The following is a 19,227-nucleotide window of genomic DNA, read 5'->3' on the forward strand; positions in this document are numbered from 1 at the left end:
ATTAAGGAGTTGGTTGATGACCACCGATGCCGCGGCCGCGCACGCGCACACCCCGTACCATTCCGCCGCGCCCGCGGCGGTGCCCGCCCGAGCGATTCTCGAGGACGCGGGCGAACTGCTCCGAGCGCTCGCCGCGCCGGTGCGCATCGCGATCGTGCTGCAACTGCGCGAGTCGCCGCGCTGTGTGCACGAGCTGGTCGACGCGCTCGGCGTCACCCAGCCCTTGGTCAGCCAGCACCTGCGCATTCTCAAATCGGCGGGCGTGGTGCACGGGGAGCGTTCGGGTCGCGAGGTGCTCTACGAACTCGTCGACGACCATCTTGCGCATATCGTCGTAGACGCCGTCGCCCATGCCGAGGAAGGATGAACCGTTGACGGACCACAATCCCGGAAAACAGGTCGGGGTGCGCAGCACGCGTCAGCGCAGCGCGATCTCGGCCCTGCTCGGCGATATCGACGAATTCCGTTCCGCCCAGGAACTGCACGACGAGCTGCGTAAACGCGGTGAGGGCATCGGCCTGACCACCGTCTACCGCACCCTGCAGTCGCTGGCCGACGCGGGCATGGTCGACGTGTTGCGCACCGATACCGGCGAGTCGGTCTATCGGCAGTGCTCGAGCGGGCATCACCACCACCTGGTGTGCAGGCAGTGCGGGCGCACCGTCGAGGTCGAGGGCCCCACCGTCGAGGCGTGGGCCGAGGCGATCGCGGGCGAGCACGGCTTCACCGAGGTGAGCCACACCCTGGAGATCTTCGGCACCTGCCGCGACTGCGTGCACGCCAGGAACGCGACGGAAGAAGCCGCTTCCGCGTGACACACGTCACATGATGGAACCCTCGATTCGCGCGCCCCGTCCAACCTTCACGAACAGACCGATCCGCACGGTGGGTACCGACGGCCGCAGGCCGGTTCGGCGCCGAAGGAGGGGAACTCGTGAGCGGCACCCTGGGCGTGGAGCCCGATCAGCTGAAAGCCATGGCTAGAACCTGGCGCGCGGAGAGCGGTGAGGTCGGCGGGCTCGCCTGGGCGGCCATGAGCGAGGCCACCGGAGAGGGCAGCGAGGTGCTGACCGCCGTGTGCGGCCTGGTCGAACCGGCCGGTGCGGCGATGACCTCGATCGCGGATCGGTACGCGGCGCTGGCGGATCTGGTGGACCTGTTCTCCGCCGACATCCAGGCCCAGGACGCCGAGATCGCCGCGGCGATCGACACCCTCCCGGCCCGCTGATGCGCCCGACCCTCCCCCAGCTCGACGGCTGGAACCTCGACGGTCTGCAGCGCGCCGCGACGGCCGCGCGGACCAATGCCGACCTGCTCTCCGCCTCGGTCGACGACTGCTCACGGGCGGCCTCGGCGGCGGGCGGCTGGCACGGGCGGACCAAGGACGCGGCCACCCGCCGCATCGACGCGGAAGTCGATCACGGCTACGAGGTGCGCACGGTGCTGCTGCGCATCGCCGACGACGCCTCCGACGCCTGGCAGGGGCTCCGGCACGCCAGGACCTATGTCCTGGATCAGCGCGGAGTCGCCCTCGCGCAAGGCTTCCGGGTGGAGCCGGACGGGCGGGTGAGTCATCCGGACCCGGACAGGGAGGGCGATGCCGGGGTCTTCCAGCTCAATCTGTTCGGCGGGCTCGACGAGATCGAGCGCATCGACGGGCAGTTCGGCGCCCGGCTCCGGGAATCACTGGCCGATCTCGGCGCGCTGCGCGACGGGCAACCCGATATCGCCCTGGCCAACGGAACGCTGGCGGACCCCGACGACGTGGCGGTGCGGCTGGCGGCGATGTCGGCCGACGAGCGCGCGACCTTTCTCGCGGGGCTGAGTCCCGAGGCACAGCGGCAGCTGGTGATCGCCGCGCCCGAGAAACTGGGCAACCTGAACGGGGTCCCGTTCGCGCTGCGGATCGAGGCCAACGAGATCAATATCCGCAATGCCCTGACCGCCGAGAAGCGCAAGCCCGAGCCCGACGAGGCGCGAGTCCGGCAACTGGAGGCGATGCTCGCGCCGATCCCGAATCCCGACGGCGCGGGCACGCTCGGCACCACTCCCGCGGCGACCGGGGCGGGCGCGACACCGCGCCTGGATATGGTCGACCGGCAGTTCGTCATGTTCAGCACCGAGGGCAACGGACGGATGATCGAGATGGTCGGCGCGATGACGTCCGGGGTGCCGGGCGTCGGGGTGTACGTGCCGGGGACCAGCACCAACCTGAACGGGTCCGGGTCCAATCATGTGGCCGCATGGAATCTCGCCGATCAGACCGGCAGCCCGGTGTTCCTGTACATGGAGGGCGACTTCCCGCAGAGCCTGACGAGCCTGTCCGACGGGGCGCCGAGTCCGCGGTTCGCGGCCGAGATGGCGCCCCGGCTGGTCGATTTCGGGCGCGAGGTCGACCGGGAGGTGAGCGCGCAGGCGCCGGGGTCACCGGTGTCGTATGTGGGCCATTCCTATGGCGGGTCGATCGTCGGCTCGGCCGAACAGCTCGGTCTGCGCGCCGACCGGGTGCTGCACGCGTCCTCGGCGGGGACCGGAGTGTTCGACGGTGGCTGGAACAATCCGAATCCGCAGGTCCAGCGGTATTCGATGACGGCGCCGGGTGATCTCATCGGCGTGGTGCAGTCCTATCCGGACGAGGGACTGCGCCTGCCCGGCCTCGGTGGACTCCCGGGCAATCCGCACGCGGCCGACGTGGGTGGCGACCCCGACGAGGTGCCGGGTGTCACCCGGCTCGACACCGGCTTCTACGGGCGGGATTTCGACGGACACGAGCGCGGCGAGGTCGTCTTCGGGCCCGACGGGCACGGAAAGTATTGGGACGACCCGTCCTCCACGGCCTTCCAGAACATCGTCGGGGTGATCCGGGGCGGTGAGGTCACCGGGTATGTCGAGCGCGGGATCGAGACCGACTGGATCGATATCGGGCTCGGTGACAACGGCGACGGCGTCAAGGAGGGCTTCGACGCGGGCAAGGCGGCGACCGCCGGGCAGCTCTTCGGCGTGGACCCGTACGCGAATCCGCGCATCACCGACAACCCTGGCCTCGGGCCGGAACTCGACGTCGCATGAGGCACGCCGGGTTGATCGTGGTGGTGGCGGCCGGGTTGGCGACGGCGGCTTGCGGTGGGCTGGTCCCCGAGGGCCCGTCGAATCAGGACATCGCCGACACCACCGGGCTGACCGTGGCGGAGGCGGTGCCGCTCGTCGCCGACAACTTCGAGCGCGTCTGGCCCGAGCCGGTCACCGTCGAGGACGGCGCGGTGCGCCTGGGAAACGGCTGCCGGACCGATCGGGATTCCCTCCAGAGCACCGGGCCGCCGTGGGCGCCGTCCTATGAGCGGGAGATCGCCGATCCCCCAGCGGAATTCGTCGACAGCGCGCTGGCGAAGCTGGCGGGGATGACCGCGCACGGGTTCGTCCTCGCGGAGAGTCCGATTCCCGGCGACGATCCGGTCAACCGGGTCTACCGCGACTCGCGGGGATTCTCGGTGGCGGCCCTGCGCTACGGCTCGGCACCGACCCGTTTCGTGCTGCGGTCGTCGGCGCCCTGCGCCGCTGAATAGGTCCGCGCCGCCGGACAACGGGCGATGCGCCGCACGATCTGTGCGGCGCATCGGGTCGGCGCGATGGCGTCGGGGCCGAGTCGTGCTCGGGCTTTCACATCTCCCGGCACGTCGGCGTCAGGGCAGAGTTAGGCAGCGACCGGGACCGGCTCCCCGGCGACGGGCTCGACCGTCGTGCGGGCACGCCATGCCCCGAACCCGAGCAGCGCCAGACCCGCCGCCGACCAGCCCAGCAGCACCGTCAGCGGACCGGCCGCGCCCGCGCCGCCGAAGTAGGCGACCGCGCGGAGCAGGGAGGCGGCGGCGCCCGGCGGGAAGAGCTGGCCGAGGGTGCCCCAGGGCCGCGGCAGCAGTTCGGGGGCGGAGGTGGCGGCGGAGAACGGGTTGCCGATGAGCAGCATGGTCAGGGCGCCGAGGCCGATGCCGGGACGGCCGAGGGCGGCGGCGAGACCGACGACGGTCACGGCCACGGCGAACATGGCGAGTCCGGCGATCGCGGCCAGCTCGAGATAGGAGCCGGGGACGATCGAGAGCCAGCTGTGGAAGATCAGAGTGCTGAGCAGGCCGCCCGCGAGGCCGAAGGTGGCCAGCCCGGCGAGGCGGGCGCCGAAGGCGGGGACCAGCAGGGTGAGCAGGACGCCCGCGGCGATGCCGGACATGACCAGCGGCAGCACCATCGAGCCGAATCCCGCGCCGCGCGGGTCGTCGGGATCGGTGGCGACCACGTCCTGGACCGGTGCGGGGGTGGCGCCACCGAGCTGCTGGGCGATCGCGGTGAGCTGCTGCGCGACGGCGGGTGAGGCGGCCGAGGCGACCAGGAACTGGGGTGCGCCCTCGCCGGTGACGATCGCGCCGTAGATCTCGTTGTCGGCCAGCGCGGTGCGCGCGGCGCCCGCGTCGGCCAGCGTGGTGACGGCGAAGGCGTCGGGGTCGTGCTCCTGCAGGCGCTGGGTGATCTGCGCGGCCTGCGGGCCGGTGACGGCGATGGGTAGGTCGCGCGGGGCGAGGTTGACGGCGGGCCAGGCGAAGGCGATCAGGAGCAGGGCCTGCAGCAGGGTCGCCGCGAGACCGAGAGCCACTGCTCGTCGGGTGATCGTCATGACATTCTCCCTTAAAGCGAATGTTCGTTCTTTTTGGTGTTTCCACGGTGACACCGCCGCCGCTCACTTGTCAAGAACGGATATTCGTTTTATTTTTGGGCATGCCCCGAGTCAGCGAAGAACATCTCGAACGCCGCAGGCAGCAGATCCTCGACGCCGCCCAGGTGTGCTTCACCCGCAAGGGGTTCCACGAGACCTCCATGCAGGACGTGTTCACCGAATCGGGGCTCTCGGCCGGGGCCGTCTACCGGTACTTCACCAGCAAGAACGAGATCATCCGCGCGCTGGTGACCAACACCATGGGCCCGCTGCGCGCCCGCCTCGCCGAGATCATCCGCACCGATGAACTGCCCCCGCTCGCCGAAGTGGTGCGCCTGCTGACCACCGAGATCGTGCGACGCAGCGGTCCCGGCGGCCCCCTGCGACTGGCACCGCAGGCCTGGGCGCTGGCCATGGTGCAACCCGATTCGGGCGTGCCCGTGCGCGAGGCCATCGCGTCGATGCGCGAGCTGTGGCGCGAGTACGGCGAGCGCCTGCGCGAGCGCGGCGATCTGCCCGCCGACGCCGATCTGGACGCCTTCGCCAAGACGATCATCGGTGTGCTGCCCGGCTTCATCCTCCAGCACCTGCTGCTCGAGGACATCACCCCCGACGACCTCGCCCGCGGCCTGGAACTCCTGCTGCCGATGAGCACGCCCTGACACCTCACCATCGCGCGGCCAGCGCGGCGGGACGTAAGACAGCTCACTGTTACGACGGGCGATGAACGGGTAGGTTCGGGTGCGGCATCGGTGGGGTCGTGGGCCACCAGGCCATCGACACATCGATCCGACCAGGGAGTTTCCTGTGGTATTGCACCGACGAACCCTTCGTTCACGCGGCCTGGCCGCCCTCGCCGCCGCCACCGTGGCGGTCCTGATCCCCGCGGCCGTCGCCGGAACCGCACAGGCGAGGAAGATCGGCGAATTCGAGGTCGGCGGCGCGATCGAGGTCGAGTACGACATGGTGGGCGGCGGCGCGCTCGGCGACCCCACCTCCCCCGAGGCCGACGCCGCCTCCGGTGGCAAGTACCAGACCTTCGCCAACAACGCCGCCATCTACTGGCACCCCGACACCGACGCCCGCACCGTCGCCGGTCAGATCCGCGACAAGTACGCCGAGCTGGGCAACGAGTCGGGCAAGCTGGGCTACCCGGTGACCCGCGAGGAGTCGACGCCCAACGGCGCCGGTCGCTACAACCACTTCCAGCAGGGCTCGATCTACTGGTCCGTCGGCACCGGCGCGCACCAGATCAGCGGCCCGATCCGCGACAAGTGGGCGGCGCTGGGCTGGGAGTCGAGCCCGCTGGGCTTCCCGCTCAGCGACGTGTCCGCCGCGGGCAAGGGCGGCCAGTTCTCGATGTTCCCGACCGGCGCCATCTACTGGACCGCCGCCACCGGCGCGCACGCGGTGTGGGGCAGCATCCAGGCCGACTGGATCCGCGCGGGCGCCGAGACCGGCCGCTACGGCTACCCGACCAGCGACGAATACGACTACCTTGGCGGCAAGGCCCAGGACTTCCAGGGCGGCAAGCTCACCTGGAAGCCCGAGAACTGACGGCTACGGCGCGAGCAGACCCTCGCGGGCTCTGCTCGCGCCGGTGAGCGCCAGCAGCAGCATGGTGGTCAGCGCCTGGTCGTCGAGACCCTCGGCGGGGAAGGTGTAGCGCAGGATCACATCGCCGAGCTTGCCGCGCGCGATCAGCGTGACCGAGCCGAACTGGATCTCGTTGTTGCGCTCGGCGACCCGCTTGTGCAGCTGCGGCTTGAGCGCCCGGTCCCAGGCCAGCACGCTGGTCAGCGACAGCACGGTGAGGCCGGGCGCGAGGGTGACCGCGCGGATCGAGCACAGCGCGCCGTCGTATTCGAAACCGAGCGAGCCGTCGGCGTCGACGCGCACATCGATGTCCTGCATCTGCAGGCAGGCGCCGGTGCGCGCCTGCAGGTCCAGTTCGGGGGTGACCACCGCGTCCATGTCGGCTCCGTCGCTCATTTGGTGCCGCCGAAGCGACGATCGCGCTTGGCGTATTCCAGGCACGCGTCCCACAGGTTACGCCGGTCGAAGTCGGGGAAAAGGGTGTCCTGGTAGACGAATTCGGCGTAGGCGGCCTGCCAGATGAGGAAGTTCGAGCTGCGGAACTCGCCCGAGGGCCGCAGGAACAGGTCGACATCGGGCATATCGGGTTCGTCGAGATAGCGCGCGACGGTGGCCTCGTCGACCTTCTCCGGATCGATCTCCCCCGCCGCGACCCGGCGCGCGATCTCGCGGGCGGCGTCGGCGATCTCGGCGCGGCCGCCGTAGTTGACGCACATGGTCAGCGTCATCACGTCGTTGTCGCGGGTGAGCTCCTCGGCGACCTCGAGTTCCTTGATCACGCTGCGCCACAGGCGCGGACGGCGTCCGGCCCAGCGCACCCGCACGCCCATCTCGTGCATCTCGTCGCGGCGGCGACGGATGACGTCGCGGTTGAAGCCCATCAGGAAGCGCACCTCGTCGGGGCTGCGCCGCCAGTTCTCGGTGGAGAAGGCATACGCCGAGAGCCACTTGACGCCGATCTCGATACAGCCCTCGACCGCGTCCATGAGCACGGCCTCGCCCCGCTCGTGCCCGGCCGTGCGCGGCAGCCCGCGCTCCTGGGCCCAGCGGCCGTTGCCGTCCATCACCAGCGCGACGTGGTTGGGCACCAGCTCCGCCGGGATCTCGGGCGGACGCGCGCCGGAGGGGTGCGGCGACGGCGGGCGCACGGTGCGGGTGCCGCCACCCGGCTTGCTCGCGGTGGAAGAGTCACGACGCAGGATCACGGCCTCCATCCTGCCTGATCGCCGGATATCGCCCGCACGGGCTCCGCCGTGGCCGCCGGTCGGCGCGGGCGTCACCGGGTGACGCGTCGCGCGTGCCGGTCAGCCGACCTGCTCGACGACAGCGGCGTCGGACCGATTCGTGGTGGTGGTGCCGGTGCGTTCGATCAGCGGCAGGGTGCGCAGCTGACGTTCCAGATGCCATTGCAGGTGCGCGGCGACCAGTCCGCTGGCTTGGCGGCGGACGTTGTCCGGCACGCCGTCGATGTAGGCCCACTCCCCCTTCAGCAGGGCGACGAGCAGATCGAGCACCCCCGCGACCGGCGTGCTGGCACCCGGCGGACGGCAGTGCACACAGACCGCGCCGCCCGCGGCCACATGGAAGGCGCGGTGCGGACCCGGGGTGGCGCAGCGGGCGCATTCGTCCAGCGCGGGTGCCCAGCCCGCGAAACCCATGGCGCGCAACAGGTACGCGTCGAGGATCAGTTCGTGCGGACGCTGCTGGGCGGCGATGGCGCGCAGGGCGCTGGCGGTGAGCGAGTGCAGTTTGGGCGCGGGCGCGCGTTCCTCACCGGCCAGCCGTTCGGCGGTCTCGAGGATGGCGCAGGCCGTGGTGTAGCGGCCGTAGTCGTCGATGATGTCGGTGGCGAACGCCTCGAGCGTGCTCACCTGGGTGACGACGTCGAGGGTGCGGCCGGGATGCAGTTGCACGTCGATGTAGGCGAACGGTTCGAGCCGCGCCCCGAACTTCGATTTGGTGCGCCGCACACCCTTGGCCACCGCGCGCACCAGCCCGTGCTGTCTGGTCAGCAGCGTGACGATGCGATCGGCCTCGCCCAGCTTGTGCTGACGCAGCACCACCGCCTCGTCCCGATACAACCGCACGGGCCCAGTCTTCCACGGGTGCCCGACACCGCGCACACGCCACACCCCGGGGGTCAGTCCCGGCGCAGCAGTCCGGTGATGAGCAGCAGCAGTGACTGCTGGGTCTCGGCGCGGGCGCGCTCGGGGTCCTCGGCGTGCGCGACGATGAGCGAGGCCTCGGCGATGGCGCTGAGCAGCAGTTGCGCCAGCACCGCGACCGGCGCGGCGGCGACCAGGCCCGCGCCGGTGGCCCGGTCGAGCTGTTCGGTGATGAGGCCGAGGCCGTGGCGGGCCTCGAGTTCGCGCCAGGCCTGCCAGCCCAGCACGGTCGGGGCGTCGGTCAGGGCGATGCGCAGGACTTCGGGGCGGGCGCAGATCTCCAGGAAACAGGCCAGGCCCAGGGTCATCCCGGCCATGACGTCGGCCTGGTCGGCGGCGTCGACCGCGCGCTGGACCTCGGCGGTGATCTCGCCTTCGAGTTCTTCGAGCACGGCCAGGAACAGGCCGCGCTTGTCGCCGTAGTGGTGGTGCAGGGCGCCGCGGGTGACCCCGGCGGCGGCCACCAGCTGTTCGGCGGAGGTGCCCGCGAAGCCGCGCTCGGCGAACAGGTCGCGACCTGCCCGCTCGAGCGCGGCCCGGGTGGTGCGGGAGCGATCCTCCTGACTACGGCGCTGCATGCAGCCGAGTGAACTCCACGATCAGTTCGGTGAGCAACTCCGGCTGGTCCTCGGGCAGGAAGGTGTAGGAGTCCTCGACGGTGTGCAGGCTCGCCCGGGGCAGATCCGCGACCAGGCGTTCGGCCAGGGCCATGGGGAACAGTTTGTCCTCGGTGGACCAGATCACCCGGACCGGCAGGTCCACCCCGGCGAAGCGTTCGGCCGCGGCCAGGGTGTCGCGGTTGCTCACCCCGGCGGCGAAGCGGCGCAGGTCGGCGCGGATGGCGGCGTCTCGACGGGCGGGCGCGAGGTAGGACTGCGCGATCTCCTCGGGCAGGGCGTGCTTGGTGACCCAGCCGAATCCCAGCGGCAGCCGCTGGACGGGCTTCCAGCGCATCGGCGCCAGCAGCGGCGCGATGGTGCCCGGCCACTTGGCGACCTTCAGCAGGGCGCCGAAGGGGAACGGCGGGAAGACCTCGTAGCAGTCGACGGCGGCCAGCACGACCCGGCCGATCCGGTCCGGTCTGCGGGTCATCAGGAGTTGGGTGAGGGCGCCGCCGGTGTCGTTGGCGACGACGGTGACATCGGTGAGGTCGAGCGCGTCGAGGAATTCCGCGATCAGGTCGGCGAGTCCGGTGGGCGTGAGGTCGGCCTCGGGCATCGGGATCGAGTGCGCGCCGAGCGGCCAGTCGGGAGTGAGACAGCGATGACCGGCGGCGGCCAGGCCGGGCACCACCTTCCGCCAGATGTCGGCGTTGACGAGCAGACCGTGCACGAACACCACCGGCGATCCGGTGCCGCTGTCGTGATAGCGGATCCGCCCCGTCGACAGGGCGATCTCGCGGGCCGGGCCGAGCGCTGGACTGATTCCCATGGGGTCCTCCCCTGGTCGAAGTCGGTACCCGTTCACTGTTACATACATTCCGTATGTATGTCTAGATCGAATACCCACCCTAGGGGATGTGGACGATCGACCAGTTACGGCGCTACGGTCGTGTCACGCCCTTGACGAGACGGAGCTCACATGTCCGCGCCCGACCGCACCGCACCCCAGGCCGACCTCGGCCTCACCGAACTGTCCGCCGCCCTGGCCGACGGCCATCTCTCCTCGGTCGCGGCCGTCACCGACGCCCTCGACCGCATCGAGGCGTCCCAGCCGACGCTCAACGCCTTCCGCGTGGTCCGTCGCGAGGCCGCCCTGCGCGAGGCCGCCGAGGCCGACGCGCGCCTGGCCGCCGGTGCCCGGCTGCCACTGCTCGGTGTGCCGATCGCGGTCAAGGACGACACCGACGTGGCCGGGGAGATCACCGCGTTCGGCTGTGGCGGCGAGTTCCGACCGAAGACCGAGGACGCCGAATCGGTGCGCAGGCTGCGCGCCGCCGGTGCGGTGATCGTGGGCAAGACCAATACGTGTGAGCTGGGGCAGCTGCCGTTCACCAGCGGCGCCGCCTTCGGTCACTCCCGCAATCCGTGGGACCGCACCCGCACGCCCGGCGGTTCCTCGGGTGGTTCGGCCGCGGCGGTGGCGGCCGGATTGGTGCCCGCCGCACTGGGTTCCGACGGCGCGGGCTCGGTGCGCATTCCCGCCGCGTGGAACAACCTGGTCGGCATCAAGCCGCAGCGTGGCCGCATCTCCACCTGGCCGCATCCCGAGGCGTTCTACGGACTCACCGTCAACGGACCGCTGGCCCGGACCGTCCGCGACGCCGCCCTGCTGCTGGACGTCGCCGCCGGTGCGCACGACGGTGACCGGCACACCCCGGCACCGATCGACGCGAGCGCCGCCATGGACCGCGATCCCGGCCGACTCCGCATCGCCCTGTCCCTACGCATACCGTTCACCGCCACCAAAACCGCACTCGATCCACAGATCGCCGCCGCGGTGCACGCCCTGGCGACGACCCTGCGAGGCCTCGGCCACACGGTCACCGTGGCCGACCTGCACTACGGGCTGATGATCGGCGCCTCGTTCCTGCCGCGCTCGATGGCGGGTATCAGTACCGTGCGCCGCGCCATGCCGGAAGCGATCGTCGACCCCCGCACCACGGCCAATGCCCGCCTCGGCCGGGTCCTCGGCGGTCCGGCCCTGGCCGCCGCCCGTCTCGCGGAACCGCTGCTGCACACACGGATCGGCGGCTTCTTCGACGACTACGACGTGGTGCTGGCCCCCACCACCGCCACCCCGCCGCCGGTCGCCGAGGAGATCGACGGCATCGGTGTCGGCGCGACCAACAACCTCATCACCGCCGCCTGCCCCTACACCTGGCCGTGGAACGTCCTGGGCTGGCCGAGTGTGAACGTCCCCGCCGGATTCACCGACACGGGACTACCGATCGGCGCCCAGCTCATGGGCACGGCGAACACCGAACCGACCCTGATCGCGTTGGCGGCCCAACTCGAATCGGAGCTGCGCTGGGACCGCGCGCGCCCCACCTCCTGGTGGTGACTCACAGCGGCGCGGTCGTCCACCAGCGGTCGTAGAGTTCGGTGCCGTCGGCGCCGCCGATGACGATGATCAGGCAGAAGTTGCGGGCGACGTCGTCGAATTGGATGCTCAGCGCCCCGGCGACAGTGCCGGGATCGCGACCGGGAATGTCCTGGACGACGATCCGTCCGCTGCCCGAGGGCCGCTGCCACGCCTCTTCCCTGGTCGCCGTGCCGTCGGCGAACCGGCCCGAGGTGGCGGGCGCGCGATTGCCCTTGCAGGCCACCGTCATCCGCTCGACCGGGTCACGGTCACCGTTGCAACTCAGGGTGCCGACGTCACCGAGCTGATCGAGGGGCACCGGGTCGTAGCTCTTGTCGACCGCGGCGCATCGGGTGCCGTCGTATCCGCTGGCGAACGGGGACTTCGGCAGCAGGTCGGGAAACGCCTGGATGATGTATTCGTGCGCTTTCCAGGGCGACTCGGCGGGGGTGGTCGGTGCCGCCGAGGTCGCGGCGGGTTCGGGGGACGCCCCGTCGTCCCGGTTCAGCGCGACGATCCCCGCGGCGACTACAGCGGCGGTGACGACGGCCGCCCCGGCGACGAGCGGCCAGCGCCGCCGGGGAGCTGCGGAGTCGCGGGGTTGCCCGAACTGCGGTTTCGGGGTCATCAGCGCGTCAGGTCGTCCGGCCTGCGGATTCGGCGTCATCCCCGCACCCGGTTGGCCGAGCTTCGAGTTCGGTGTCATCCCCGCACCGGGCTGTCCGGCGAGTGGGGTCGGCGTCATCCCCGCACCCGATTGTCCGCCCATCGGATTCGGCGTCATCCCCGCACCCGGTTGGCCGAACTTCGAGTTCGGTGTCATCCCCGCACCGGGCTGTCCGGCGAGTGGGGTCGGCGTCATCCCCGCACCCGATTGTCCGCCCACCGGATTCGGCGACACCACCGCGTCCGGTCGGCTGACATGCGGATTCGACATCACCACCGCGCCCGGTTGTCCGGCGCGGGCCGTCGGCGCGATCGGGACGCCGAAGGCCGCGGCCGCCGCGGCGGCGAGGGCGCCGCAACTCGCATAGCGCTCGTCGGGGTTCTTGGCCATGGCCCGCGCGATGACCGCGTCGATCGCGGGTGGCAGGTGCGGGGTGAACTCGGTGGGACGGGGTGGGGGCGCGGTGAGGTGGGCCTCGATGACGGCGGCGGGGACTTCGCGCGGGAAGGGTTTGCGGCCGGTGAGCAGCTCGTGGAGGGTGCAGCCCAGGGAGTACACGTCGGCGCGGTGGTCGACGGTGTCGAGGCGGATGAGTTCCGGCGCCGCGTAGGCGAGGGTGGCCAGGAACGCGCCCGCTTCGGTGAGCGCGGTGCCGTCGGTGCCGGACTTGGCGATGCCGAAGTCGGCGACCAACACCCGGTCCGGTTCCCCCGCCCGCGATTCCAGCATCAGGTTGGCAGGCTTGACATCGCGGTGCAGCAGCCCGGCCCGGTGCGCGGCATCCAGACCGGCGGCCGCCTCGGTGACGATGTGTAGCGCCAGGCGCGGATCGGGCACACCCCGGCGCAGGATCGTGGCGGCGTCGGTGCCCGCCACGTACTGCATCGCGATCCACAGCGCACCGTCGTCGATGCCGCGATCGTGGACGGCCACCACATTCGGGTGGTCGATCCGCGCGGCCAGTTCCGCCTCGCGCACGAACCTGGCCCGGAATTCGGCGGAGGCGCTGTGGGTGTCGCTGAGGACCTTGAGCGCGTCCCAGCGCGGCAGTCGCGGATGCCGCGCGGCGTAGACGGTGCCCATCCCACCGCTCCCGAGCACCCGCTCGATCACATACCCGGCGAAGACCGATCCCGGGCGCAACCGCGCGGTCATCCGGCCAGTTCCAGCAGGCTGTACTGCGCGGCGGCCTTCTGCCGGATCTGTTCCTCCGACGCCGCGAAGACGGTGGCGACATAGCGGCCGTGCGGCAGCGCGCACGCGTAGCGGATGTTCGGGTCGCCGCGGCCCGCGCCGAAATCGCCGCACCGGATGTCGACGATACCCTCGGGTCCGGGGATCGGTGTCAGGTCGGCGAAGCTCTTGGCACCGCGCTGGAAGGCGCGGCGTGCCTCGACGGCGTCGGGGTAGCGCTTGAGACCGTCGAAACTCATCAGGGCCAGGGCATCCTCGGAGGTCCGCTGCTGCCGGGAGCCGAACAGATAGGCCGCGTTGGGGCCGTACACCACTCCCCTGGCGTGCAGTGCCGCCTTGCCACCGGCGATCTCGTCCGCGTCGATCAGTACCACCGCGGGCGGCGACCAGCGTCCCGGCTTCTCCGGGACCATCCGCGCGAGCAGGCCGTCGGGATCGATCGGCAGGTCGGCGAAGCGCTCGGCGGGCGTCGCGACGAAGCGGTCCAGCTCGGGCAGTTGCGCGTCGAAGGCCGCGGCGAGCAGGTCGGTCAGCGCGGCGGCGTCGGGGGTGGTGTGCACGGCGAGCAGGCTCACCACGAACGCGCCGTGCGCGACGGTGGCCGCCATACTCGCCACCGTGGGACGCCAATGCGCCCTGGCCGCCGGGTATCTCGGAACCGACACCGCGACATTGTCGGGACTGACCGCGGCATCGGCGGCGTCCAACGCCACCGCCGCCTTGCTCGCCGCTTCCGGATTCGGCATGCGCAGCGCGAGCACGGTCAGCCGCCGGACGCCCGCCGTGTCGGTGCCCTCGACGAGGAATCCGGCGAGCAGACCGTGTTCGGTGAGCACGGCCCGTGCCTGGTCCGACAGCACCCCCGACACCTTCGCCGGGGTCGGCAGCGGGACCGCGCCCTTGTCGAGCGGCGAGACCGAGAGCGCGGAATCGGCGGTGGCCGGATTGATCATCACCTCGCCGATCCGGATCGACTCGATCACCCGTCCCGAGTACTCGGTGCCGGGCGGCGGGGTCAGCGGAACATGCTGGTAGGTGCCATAATCCAGGGCCGCGAGGTCGACGTCGGTGGGCTGCGGCGTCCCCGAGATCCGGCATCCGGTCAGCGCGGCGGCGAGCAGGACGACACCGAGCAGCCCGCGAACCGCGCGGAAATCACAGCGGCGCATCGGCCCACCACCTCTCGCGCAGTTCGGCCCCGTCGGCGCCGCCGATGACCTCGATCCGGCAGAACGACCGGGCCGCCTCGTCGAAATGGACGGACAGATGGCCGATGTCGACGAGGTCGCGACCGTGATTGTTACCCCAGTACACATTTCCGCTCCCGGACGCCCGACGCCACTGTTCGTGGCCCTCCACCTTGTCGGTACTGGGCGGCACCAGCATCAGCGAACGGTCGGTGTTGCACACAACCGTCACGCTCACCGCCGGGTCGCGGTTGCCCTCACAGCGCATCCGCGCCAGCGGCGCGAGAGTGTCGGTGGGGACCCGGCGGCCCTGGTCGTCGATCAGGTAGCAGGCGGTCATCTCCTGATAGCCCACGCCGTAGGGGTAGGCGGGCAGCAGCTCGGCGAAGGTGTCGGCGACGAAGCTGTAGACACCCCAGGCGGTGGCCGGTGGCAGCGGGGGCGGCGACGTGGTGACCCGCGCGTTCGAGTCGGCGTCGGCACCACGACCACCGATACCGACGGCGACCGTGGTCACGATCCCGATGAGCACGACCGCCGTCACCGCCCAGAAACCCCGGCGACGGACCAGCCGTCCGAACGGTGTCCGCCGCCGCAGCAGCGCGGCGGTGAACGGATCGGGGCCGTCCGAGGTCCAGCTGCCACCGGTGAACTCCGGCGCACGCGGGGCCGACGCGGGTGGGTGGGCTCGCGAATCGGGTGCCGATCCCGTCGTCGCGAGCGACTCCCGGTCCACGGGTGCCGCGCCCGACGCGGACGTCCCTGGCGACTCCTGGTTCTCCAGTGCGGCACGGGCCGCCGCCGCCAGTTCACCGCACGAGGCGAAACGTCGCGCCGGATCCTTGGCCATGGCCCGCGCGATCACCGCATCGAGCGCCGCGGGCGACCCGGGCCGCACCGAGGACGGTCGCGGCGGCGGCTCGTGCAGATGCGCGTACATCACCGCGGCCGGTGTCTGACGGGGGAACGGCACGGTGCCGGTGAGCAAGTGGAACAGCGAGCAGCCCAGGGCGTACACGTCCGCGCGCAGGTCCACCCGGTCGCCGCCGAGCTGCTCGGGCGCGACATAGGACAGCGTCGCGGTGAGACCGCCTCCGGCGGAGAGCGTGCCGGTGTCCTCGGCCCGGCGCGCGATCCCGAAGTCGGTGACCAGCACGCGATCGGGCTTGCCCGGTTCCTCGGCGACGAGGATGTTGGCCGGTTTCACGTCGCGGTGCAGCAATCCGGCGCGATGCACCGCGTCGAGGCCGCGCGCCGCCTCCCCGATGATGTGGACCGCCCGCGCCGGATCGAGACCGCCGGACCCCCGCCGGACCAGCTCGGCCGCATCCGATCCCGCCACGTACTGCGTCGCGATCCAGAGCTTGCCGTCGTTCTCACCGCGATCGCGCACCGCGACGAGATTCGGATGCGCCAGTCCGGCGGCGAGTTCGGCCTCGCGCAGGAAGCGGGCCCGGAACTCGGGGTCGGCGGCGTGATCGTCGGCGAGGATCTTCAGCGCGTCGTGGCGCGGCAGCCGCGGATGGCGGGCCAGATAGACGGTGCCCATGCCTCCGGCGCCCAGCCGCCGCTCGATGACATAGCCAGCGAACTCGGCGCCTTCGGCAATACTCACCCGCCCGGTCTCCCACGGTCACAGCTCTGCCGGGACCCTTCCGACAGGTGACGGGGCGGCACCCGGTTTCGCTGGTTTCCCGCCCCGAAGTCGACCGGAAACCGCTTGCCCCCGGTCACGCTCGAGCGACTATAACAGCACGAATCCGACCGTGCGGTTCCGGAATTCGGGCGGCGACGGACTACCGCCCCGGTTCGGTCCAGCCTTCGAGATCGCTCTCGGTGCCCGTCGGGCAACCGTCCTGACCGGGTTGGCGCGGCATCATCAGCAGGCAGCGCTGCGGGCCGCCCGCGCCGACGGCGGTGGTGACCAGCACCGCGATCGAGGACGTGTCGGCGACGCGTTTGGTCGCGAAGGCCAGGGTGCCGGTGACGCCGCGATAGTCGCTCTCGCGCAACTGGACCGCGATGGCGGTGCGGTTCGGGGGCTGGTCGCCGAGGACGCCGCGACTGCTGCGCACGGCCTGCAGGAACAGGCCGCTCACGTCGAAGGCCAGGCCGGTGCGGTCGCCCGCCCAGGTGGGCTGGTAGTTCGCGAGTCCGGGGTAGACGCGCAGGTCCGCGATCAGTCCGGCGAGTTCGGCGCAGAGCTGTTCGTGCTCGAACGGCACCGGCTGGTTGCCGAGTTTGCCGATCCCGCGCACGCAATCGGCGCCACCGAGCATCACCGGCGCGGCCTTGGCGACATAGCGCACGGTCAGGTTCGAGGGCAGCGCGGCCGTGGCGCGCTGGTCGGTGATCAGGCGGGTCACCGCGTCGTTGCCGAGGATCGCCGGGCCGCCGCCGCTGAGACAGCCCCGGCTCACCGACTTGGCGAAGGTCGCGAAATCGTCGTTGCGTCCGGCGAAGAACAGCAGGGTGCGCCGGTCGAACCCGGCCGACTCGCACGGCGCCGGGAACCGGTAGAGCTGCTGCTGTTCACGCCAGCTCATACTCTCCTGGGCCATCCCGCGCTCGGCCAGTTCGGTGCGCACGTCCTCGACCAGCGTCGTCACGTACAGGTCGTCGTCGCCTTCGGGGTGGTAGATGGCCACCTTGTCGTAGGCGGGTCGGCCGGTGGCGTCGCGGGCGCCCTGCGCGTAGTCGGCGACCAGTTTCGCCTGCACGGTATTGCTCGGCGCCGCTTGGAAATACAGCGGCGAGGCCTGGTCGAGTCCGTCGGCCGACAGTGTCGTGGCCACCGCGGGCACGCCGAGTTCACCGAGCCGGGTGATGGCCGTGCGGGTTTCGTCGGTACTGCGATCGATGCCGACCACGCCGAGCACGCTGGGATCGTCGGCGATGAGCTCGCGCAGCGGGTTGTCCACGACCCAGCGCGCGTGTCGCATGTCCGAGCCGCCGTTGGCGATGACGACGCGCAGCAACGGTTCCGATTCGTCGGCGGCCAGCAGCGCGCGTCGCTGCTGCACCGCCAGCCCGGCCAGCTCCTCGACCTGTGCGTGCGGATACTTCACATTGGTGTCGACATAGCTGAGCCCGGCGAAGTACACCAGCGAGACCAGCGGGCGGTTGGGGTTGTCGCGCCGCGCCGCGGCGGCGTCGGCGTTGAGCCGGAACACCTCTCGCTGCATGGCCGAGAGCTCGGGGTCGTCGGCGAAGGTCTGGGCGACATTGTCGCTGTAGCCGACGCATTCGCCCTCGCGCAGGCTCACCGAGACCCCGTCGGTCCACGGCCAGTGCGAACACGGCGCCCCGCGCAGCGGCGGGAAGTAGGTCAGCGCGGCGGCGACGGCGAGCACCACCGGAACCAGCACACACAGGCCGACGAACCAGCTGCGCGCGGCCAACGGCGGCGCGGGCGGCAGCGCCATGCCGCGGAATCGCGAATCGCTGACCCGCGGAGGGGTGTCGGCGGGCAGCAGGGCGCGCAACGGCAGGAACCAGGCGTCGGCCTGGCGGTGGGTGCGCCGGTTGTCGATCTCGCGCAGCCAGACCTGCAACGGGTCCGGCGGCTGCGGCGTGGGCTGTTCGGCCAGGCTCTCGAGGGTCCGCAGCGGACGCAGATCGGAGATGTAGGACAGCTCGGCGACCTCGCGATGCGGCCCCTCCTCCCGCAGCGCGATCACCACCAGCGGATCGAAGATGCCGGTCTCGTTGCGGATCTCGTTGATCCAGGTGAGGATGCGTGCCCCGTCGCTGCCCTCGGCCAGCCCGCCCAGCAGCGCCACCGGATAGGCGGTGCGGCGCCAGCTCGACGGCCGCCAGATCCGGCGCCGATAGGCGTCGCGCAGGTCTTCGAGGAAGGCGTGGATGAGCAGCTTGGCGACCTGCTCCTCGTTCTCGTCGACGCGGTGCGAGGCGGTGAGCCGGGACGCGAAACCCAGGAAACTACCCGACAATTCGGGGGCCAGGTAGCGCTGGTGCAGGAACCAGCGCGTCACCTTCGACATTCCGGGTATCCGCCCGGAGACCCACAGCCACAACCGCAGCACCGGCCACAGCGCGAGCACCCCGAAGACCACCCGCGAGATGGTGTCCCCGGCAACGCCTTCGGCGGTGTCGGAACGGCTGGTCGGCGAGCCGCTGCGCAGCAACTTGGGCAGCCTGCGCCGCAGTTCGTCGGGCGCCTCGGCCTCGTCGCTGGTGACGCGCTGACGGGTCAGCCAGTCGGCGGTGCGATAGCGCGGGAACTTGATCGCACCCATGGCGGTGTCGTCGGCGGCGAAACCCGCGACGAGCTGCTGGATGATCGGCAGACAGTGCCCGGAGATCTCCTGCTCGGCCTGCGGTCCGTTGGCCAGGGCCTGCGGGTCCGGGGTGAGGGTGGTCGGCGGCAGGTCCGGCGCGCGCAGATCGACCTTGGCGCGCGGGGTGGCGCGGCGGCCACCGGATTCGCTGAGCCAGCGGTAGAGCTCGGCGATGAGCGCCGAATGACCCTGCACGCCGACCAGTTCGACGATCGGACGCGGCAGCGTGCGCCGCCCACGCAGCAATGTCCGCAGCACGCGCGGCCGGGTATCGGGGATCTCGAGCGCCCGCAGCAACTCCAGCAGCTTGCCGACATCATTGGCTTCGGGCACTTCGACGGCCTCCCCGGACGATCAGCGAGCACGCCCAGCGAACCGGCGTGTTCGCCGA

The 19,227-nt window shown here is 71.2% G+C and carries 18 protein-coding genes; 8 read left to right on the plus strand and 10 right to left on the minus strand.

Annotated features, from left to right (window positions below; all coding sequences use genetic code 11):
• The first annotated feature begins 16 nt into the window (after window positions 1–16).
• The 5 genes from QC180_RS11875 to QC180_RS11895 all read left to right on the plus strand — a co-directional run bounded on the left by QC180_RS11875 (window position 17) and on the right by QC180_RS11895 (window position 3,563).
• Complete coding sequence (locus QC180_RS11875) at window positions 17–367, plus strand: ArsR/SmtB family transcription factor (protein ID WP_278262745.1); 351 nt, start codon at window positions 17–19, stop codon at window positions 365–367.
• Window positions 368–371: 4 nt separating this feature from the next.
• Window positions 372–815 carry a Fur family transcriptional regulator gene (locus tag QC180_RS11880; protein WP_278262746.1) on the plus strand — a complete coding sequence of 148 codons (444 nt, stop codon included), beginning with the start codon at window positions 372–374 and terminating at the stop codon, window positions 813–815.
• 119 nt (window positions 816–934) lie between these two features.
• Window positions 935–1,228 carry a hypothetical protein gene (locus QC180_RS11885; RefSeq protein WP_278262747.1) on the plus strand — a complete coding sequence of 98 codons (294 nt, stop codon included), beginning with the start codon at window positions 935–937 and terminating at the stop codon, window positions 1,226–1,228.
• On the plus strand, window positions 1,228–3,069 hold the full coding sequence (locus QC180_RS11890) for a hypothetical protein (RefSeq protein ID WP_278262748.1): 1,842 nt from the start codon (window positions 1,228–1,230) through the stop codon (window positions 3,067–3,069). The genes QC180_RS11885 and QC180_RS11890 overlap by 1 nt, the downstream gene beginning before the upstream one ends.
• Window positions 3,066–3,563, plus strand: a complete 498-nt coding sequence (locus tag QC180_RS11895; RefSeq protein ID WP_278262749.1) for a hypothetical protein — start codon at window positions 3,066–3,068, stop codon at window positions 3,561–3,563. The genes QC180_RS11890 and QC180_RS11895 overlap by 4 nt, the downstream gene beginning before the upstream one ends.
• 128 nt (window positions 3,564–3,691) lie before the next feature.
• Here QC180_RS11895 and QC180_RS11900 read toward each other — a convergent pair whose 3' ends face one another.
• Window positions 3,692–4,663: a hypothetical protein gene (locus tag QC180_RS11900; RefSeq protein WP_278262750.1), complete on the minus strand. Its 972-nt coding sequence runs from the start codon at window positions 4,661–4,663 to the stop codon at window positions 3,692–3,694.
• A gap of 101 nt (window positions 4,664–4,764) precedes the next feature.
• On the opposite strand from QC180_RS11900, the gene QC180_RS11905 reads away from it, so the two are divergent.
• Together QC180_RS11905 and QC180_RS11910 are read left to right on the plus strand one after the other, a co-directional pair.
• The gene (locus QC180_RS11905) at window positions 4,765–5,364 is read left to right on the plus strand and encodes a TetR/AcrR family transcriptional regulator (RefSeq protein WP_278262751.1); all 600 of its coding nucleotides are present in this window, start codon (window positions 4,765–4,767) and stop codon (window positions 5,362–5,364) included.
• Between the two features lie 145 nt (window positions 5,365–5,509).
• On the plus strand, window positions 5,510–6,259 hold the full coding sequence (locus tag QC180_RS11910; protein ID WP_278262752.1) for an LGFP repeat-containing protein: 750 nt from the start codon (window positions 5,510–5,512) through the stop codon (window positions 6,257–6,259).
• Window positions 6,260–6,262: 3 nt separating this feature from the next.
• Here QC180_RS11910 and QC180_RS11915 read toward each other — a convergent pair whose 3' ends face one another.
• The 5 genes from QC180_RS11915 to QC180_RS11935 all read right to left on the minus strand — a co-directional run bounded on the left by QC180_RS11915 (window position 6,263) and on the right by QC180_RS11935 (window position 9,894).
• Entirely contained in the window at window positions 6,263–6,616 is a 354-nt protein-coding gene (locus QC180_RS11915; protein ID WP_474646438.1) for a YbjN domain-containing protein, read from the minus strand.
• Window positions 6,617–6,690: 74 nt separating this feature from the next.
• A complete protein-coding gene (locus QC180_RS11920) occupies window positions 6,691–7,512 on the minus strand; it encodes an isoprenyl transferase (RefSeq protein WP_278262754.1) in 822 nt (273 codons plus the stop codon).
• 90 nt (window positions 7,513–7,602) lie between these two features.
• Window positions 7,603–8,385, minus strand: a complete 783-nt coding sequence (recO, locus tag QC180_RS11925; protein WP_278262755.1) for a DNA repair protein RecO — start codon at window positions 8,383–8,385, stop codon at window positions 7,603–7,605.
• 53 nt (window positions 8,386–8,438) lie between these two features.
• Window positions 8,439–9,041: a TetR/AcrR family transcriptional regulator gene (locus QC180_RS11930; protein WP_278262756.1), complete on the minus strand. Its 603-nt coding sequence runs from the start codon at window positions 9,039–9,041 to the stop codon at window positions 8,439–8,441.
• Window positions 9,028–9,894 carry an alpha/beta fold hydrolase gene (locus QC180_RS11935; RefSeq protein WP_278262757.1) on the minus strand — a complete coding sequence of 289 codons (867 nt, stop codon included), beginning with the start codon at window positions 9,892–9,894 and terminating at the stop codon, window positions 9,028–9,030. Before QC180_RS11935 ends, QC180_RS11930 begins: the two co-directional genes overlap by 14 nt.
• 150 nt (window positions 9,895–10,044) lie before the next feature.
• On the opposite strand from QC180_RS11935, the gene QC180_RS11940 reads away from it, so the two are divergent.
• The gene (locus tag QC180_RS11940; RefSeq protein ID WP_278262758.1) at window positions 10,045–11,466 is read left to right on the plus strand and encodes an amidase; all 1,422 of its coding nucleotides are present in this window, start codon (window positions 10,045–10,047) and stop codon (window positions 11,464–11,466) included.
• Between the two features lies 1 nt (window position 11,467).
• On the opposite strand, the gene QC180_RS11945 is transcribed toward QC180_RS11940, so the two are convergent.
• The 4 genes from QC180_RS11945 to QC180_RS11960 all read right to left on the minus strand — a co-directional run bounded on the left by QC180_RS11945 (window position 11,468) and on the right by QC180_RS11960 (window position 19,169).
• Window positions 11,468–13,309: a serine/threonine-protein kinase gene (locus tag QC180_RS11945; protein ID WP_278262759.1), complete on the minus strand. Its 1,842-nt coding sequence runs from the start codon at window positions 13,307–13,309 to the stop codon at window positions 11,468–11,470.
• Window positions 13,306–14,517, minus strand: a complete 1,212-nt coding sequence (locus QC180_RS11950; protein ID WP_278262760.1) for a DUF7373 family lipoprotein — start codon at window positions 14,515–14,517, stop codon at window positions 13,306–13,308. The genes QC180_RS11945 and QC180_RS11950 overlap by 4 nt, the downstream gene beginning before the upstream one ends.
• Window positions 14,504–16,150 carry a serine/threonine-protein kinase gene (locus QC180_RS11955; protein WP_278262761.1) on the minus strand — a complete coding sequence of 549 codons (1,647 nt, stop codon included), beginning with the start codon at window positions 16,148–16,150 and terminating at the stop codon, window positions 14,504–14,506. The genes QC180_RS11950 and QC180_RS11955 overlap by 14 nt, the downstream gene beginning before the upstream one ends.
• 181 nt (window positions 16,151–16,331) lie before the next feature.
• Window positions 16,332–19,169 (minus strand): ABC transporter substrate-binding protein, encoded by a 2,838-nt coding sequence (locus QC180_RS11960; RefSeq protein WP_278262762.1) that lies wholly within the window; start codon window positions 19,167–19,169, stop codon window positions 16,332–16,334.
• Window positions 19,170–19,227 lie beyond the last annotated feature (58 nt).

This window comes from Nocardia anocheti (genome assembly GCF_029675105.1).
Taxonomy (GTDB): domain Bacteria; phylum Actinomycetota; class Actinomycetes; order Mycobacteriales; family Mycobacteriaceae; genus Nocardia.

Coding starts and splice junctions, on each gene's coding strand:
- QC180_RS11875 (WP_278262745.1), top strand. CDS start 17: ATGACCACCGATGCCGCGGCCGCGCACGCGCACACCCCGTACCATTCC.
- QC180_RS11890 (WP_278262748.1), top strand. CDS start 1,228: ATGCGCCCGACCCTCCCCCAGCTCGACGGCTGGAACCTCGACGGTCTG.
- QC180_RS11895 (WP_278262749.1), top strand. CDS start 3,066: ATGAGGCACGCCGGGTTGATCGTGGTGGTGGCGGCCGGGTTGGCGACG.
- QC180_RS11900 (WP_278262750.1), bottom strand. CDS start 4,663: ATGACGATCACCCGACGAGCAGTGGCTCTCGGTCTCGCGGCGACCCTG.
- QC180_RS11905 (WP_278262751.1), top strand. CDS start 4,765: ATGCCCCGAGTCAGCGAAGAACATCTCGAACGCCGCAGGCAGCAGATC.
- QC180_RS11915 (WP_474646438.1), bottom strand. CDS start 6,616: ATGCAGGACATCGATGTGCGCGTCGACGCCGACGGCTCGCTCGGTTTC.
- QC180_RS11920 (WP_278262754.1), bottom strand. CDS start 7,512: ATGGAGGCCGTGATCCTGCGTCGTGACTCTTCCACCGCGAGCAAGCCG.
- QC180_RS11930 (WP_278262756.1), bottom strand. CDS start 9,041: ATGCAGCGCCGTAGTCAGGAGGATCGCTCCCGCACCACCCGGGCCGCG.
- QC180_RS11935 (WP_278262757.1), bottom strand. CDS start 9,894: ATGGGAATCAGTCCAGCGCTCGGCCCGGCCCGCGAGATCGCCCTGTCG.
- QC180_RS11940 (WP_278262758.1), top strand. CDS start 10,045: ATGTCCGCGCCCGACCGCACCGCACCCCAGGCCGACCTCGGCCTCACC.
- QC180_RS11945 (WP_278262759.1), bottom strand. CDS start 13,309: ATGACCGCGCGGTTGCGCCCGGGATCGGTCTTCGCCGGGTATGTGATC.
- QC180_RS11950 (WP_278262760.1), bottom strand. CDS start 14,517: ATGCGCCGCTGTGATTTCCGCGCGGTTCGCGGGCTGCTCGGTGTCGTC.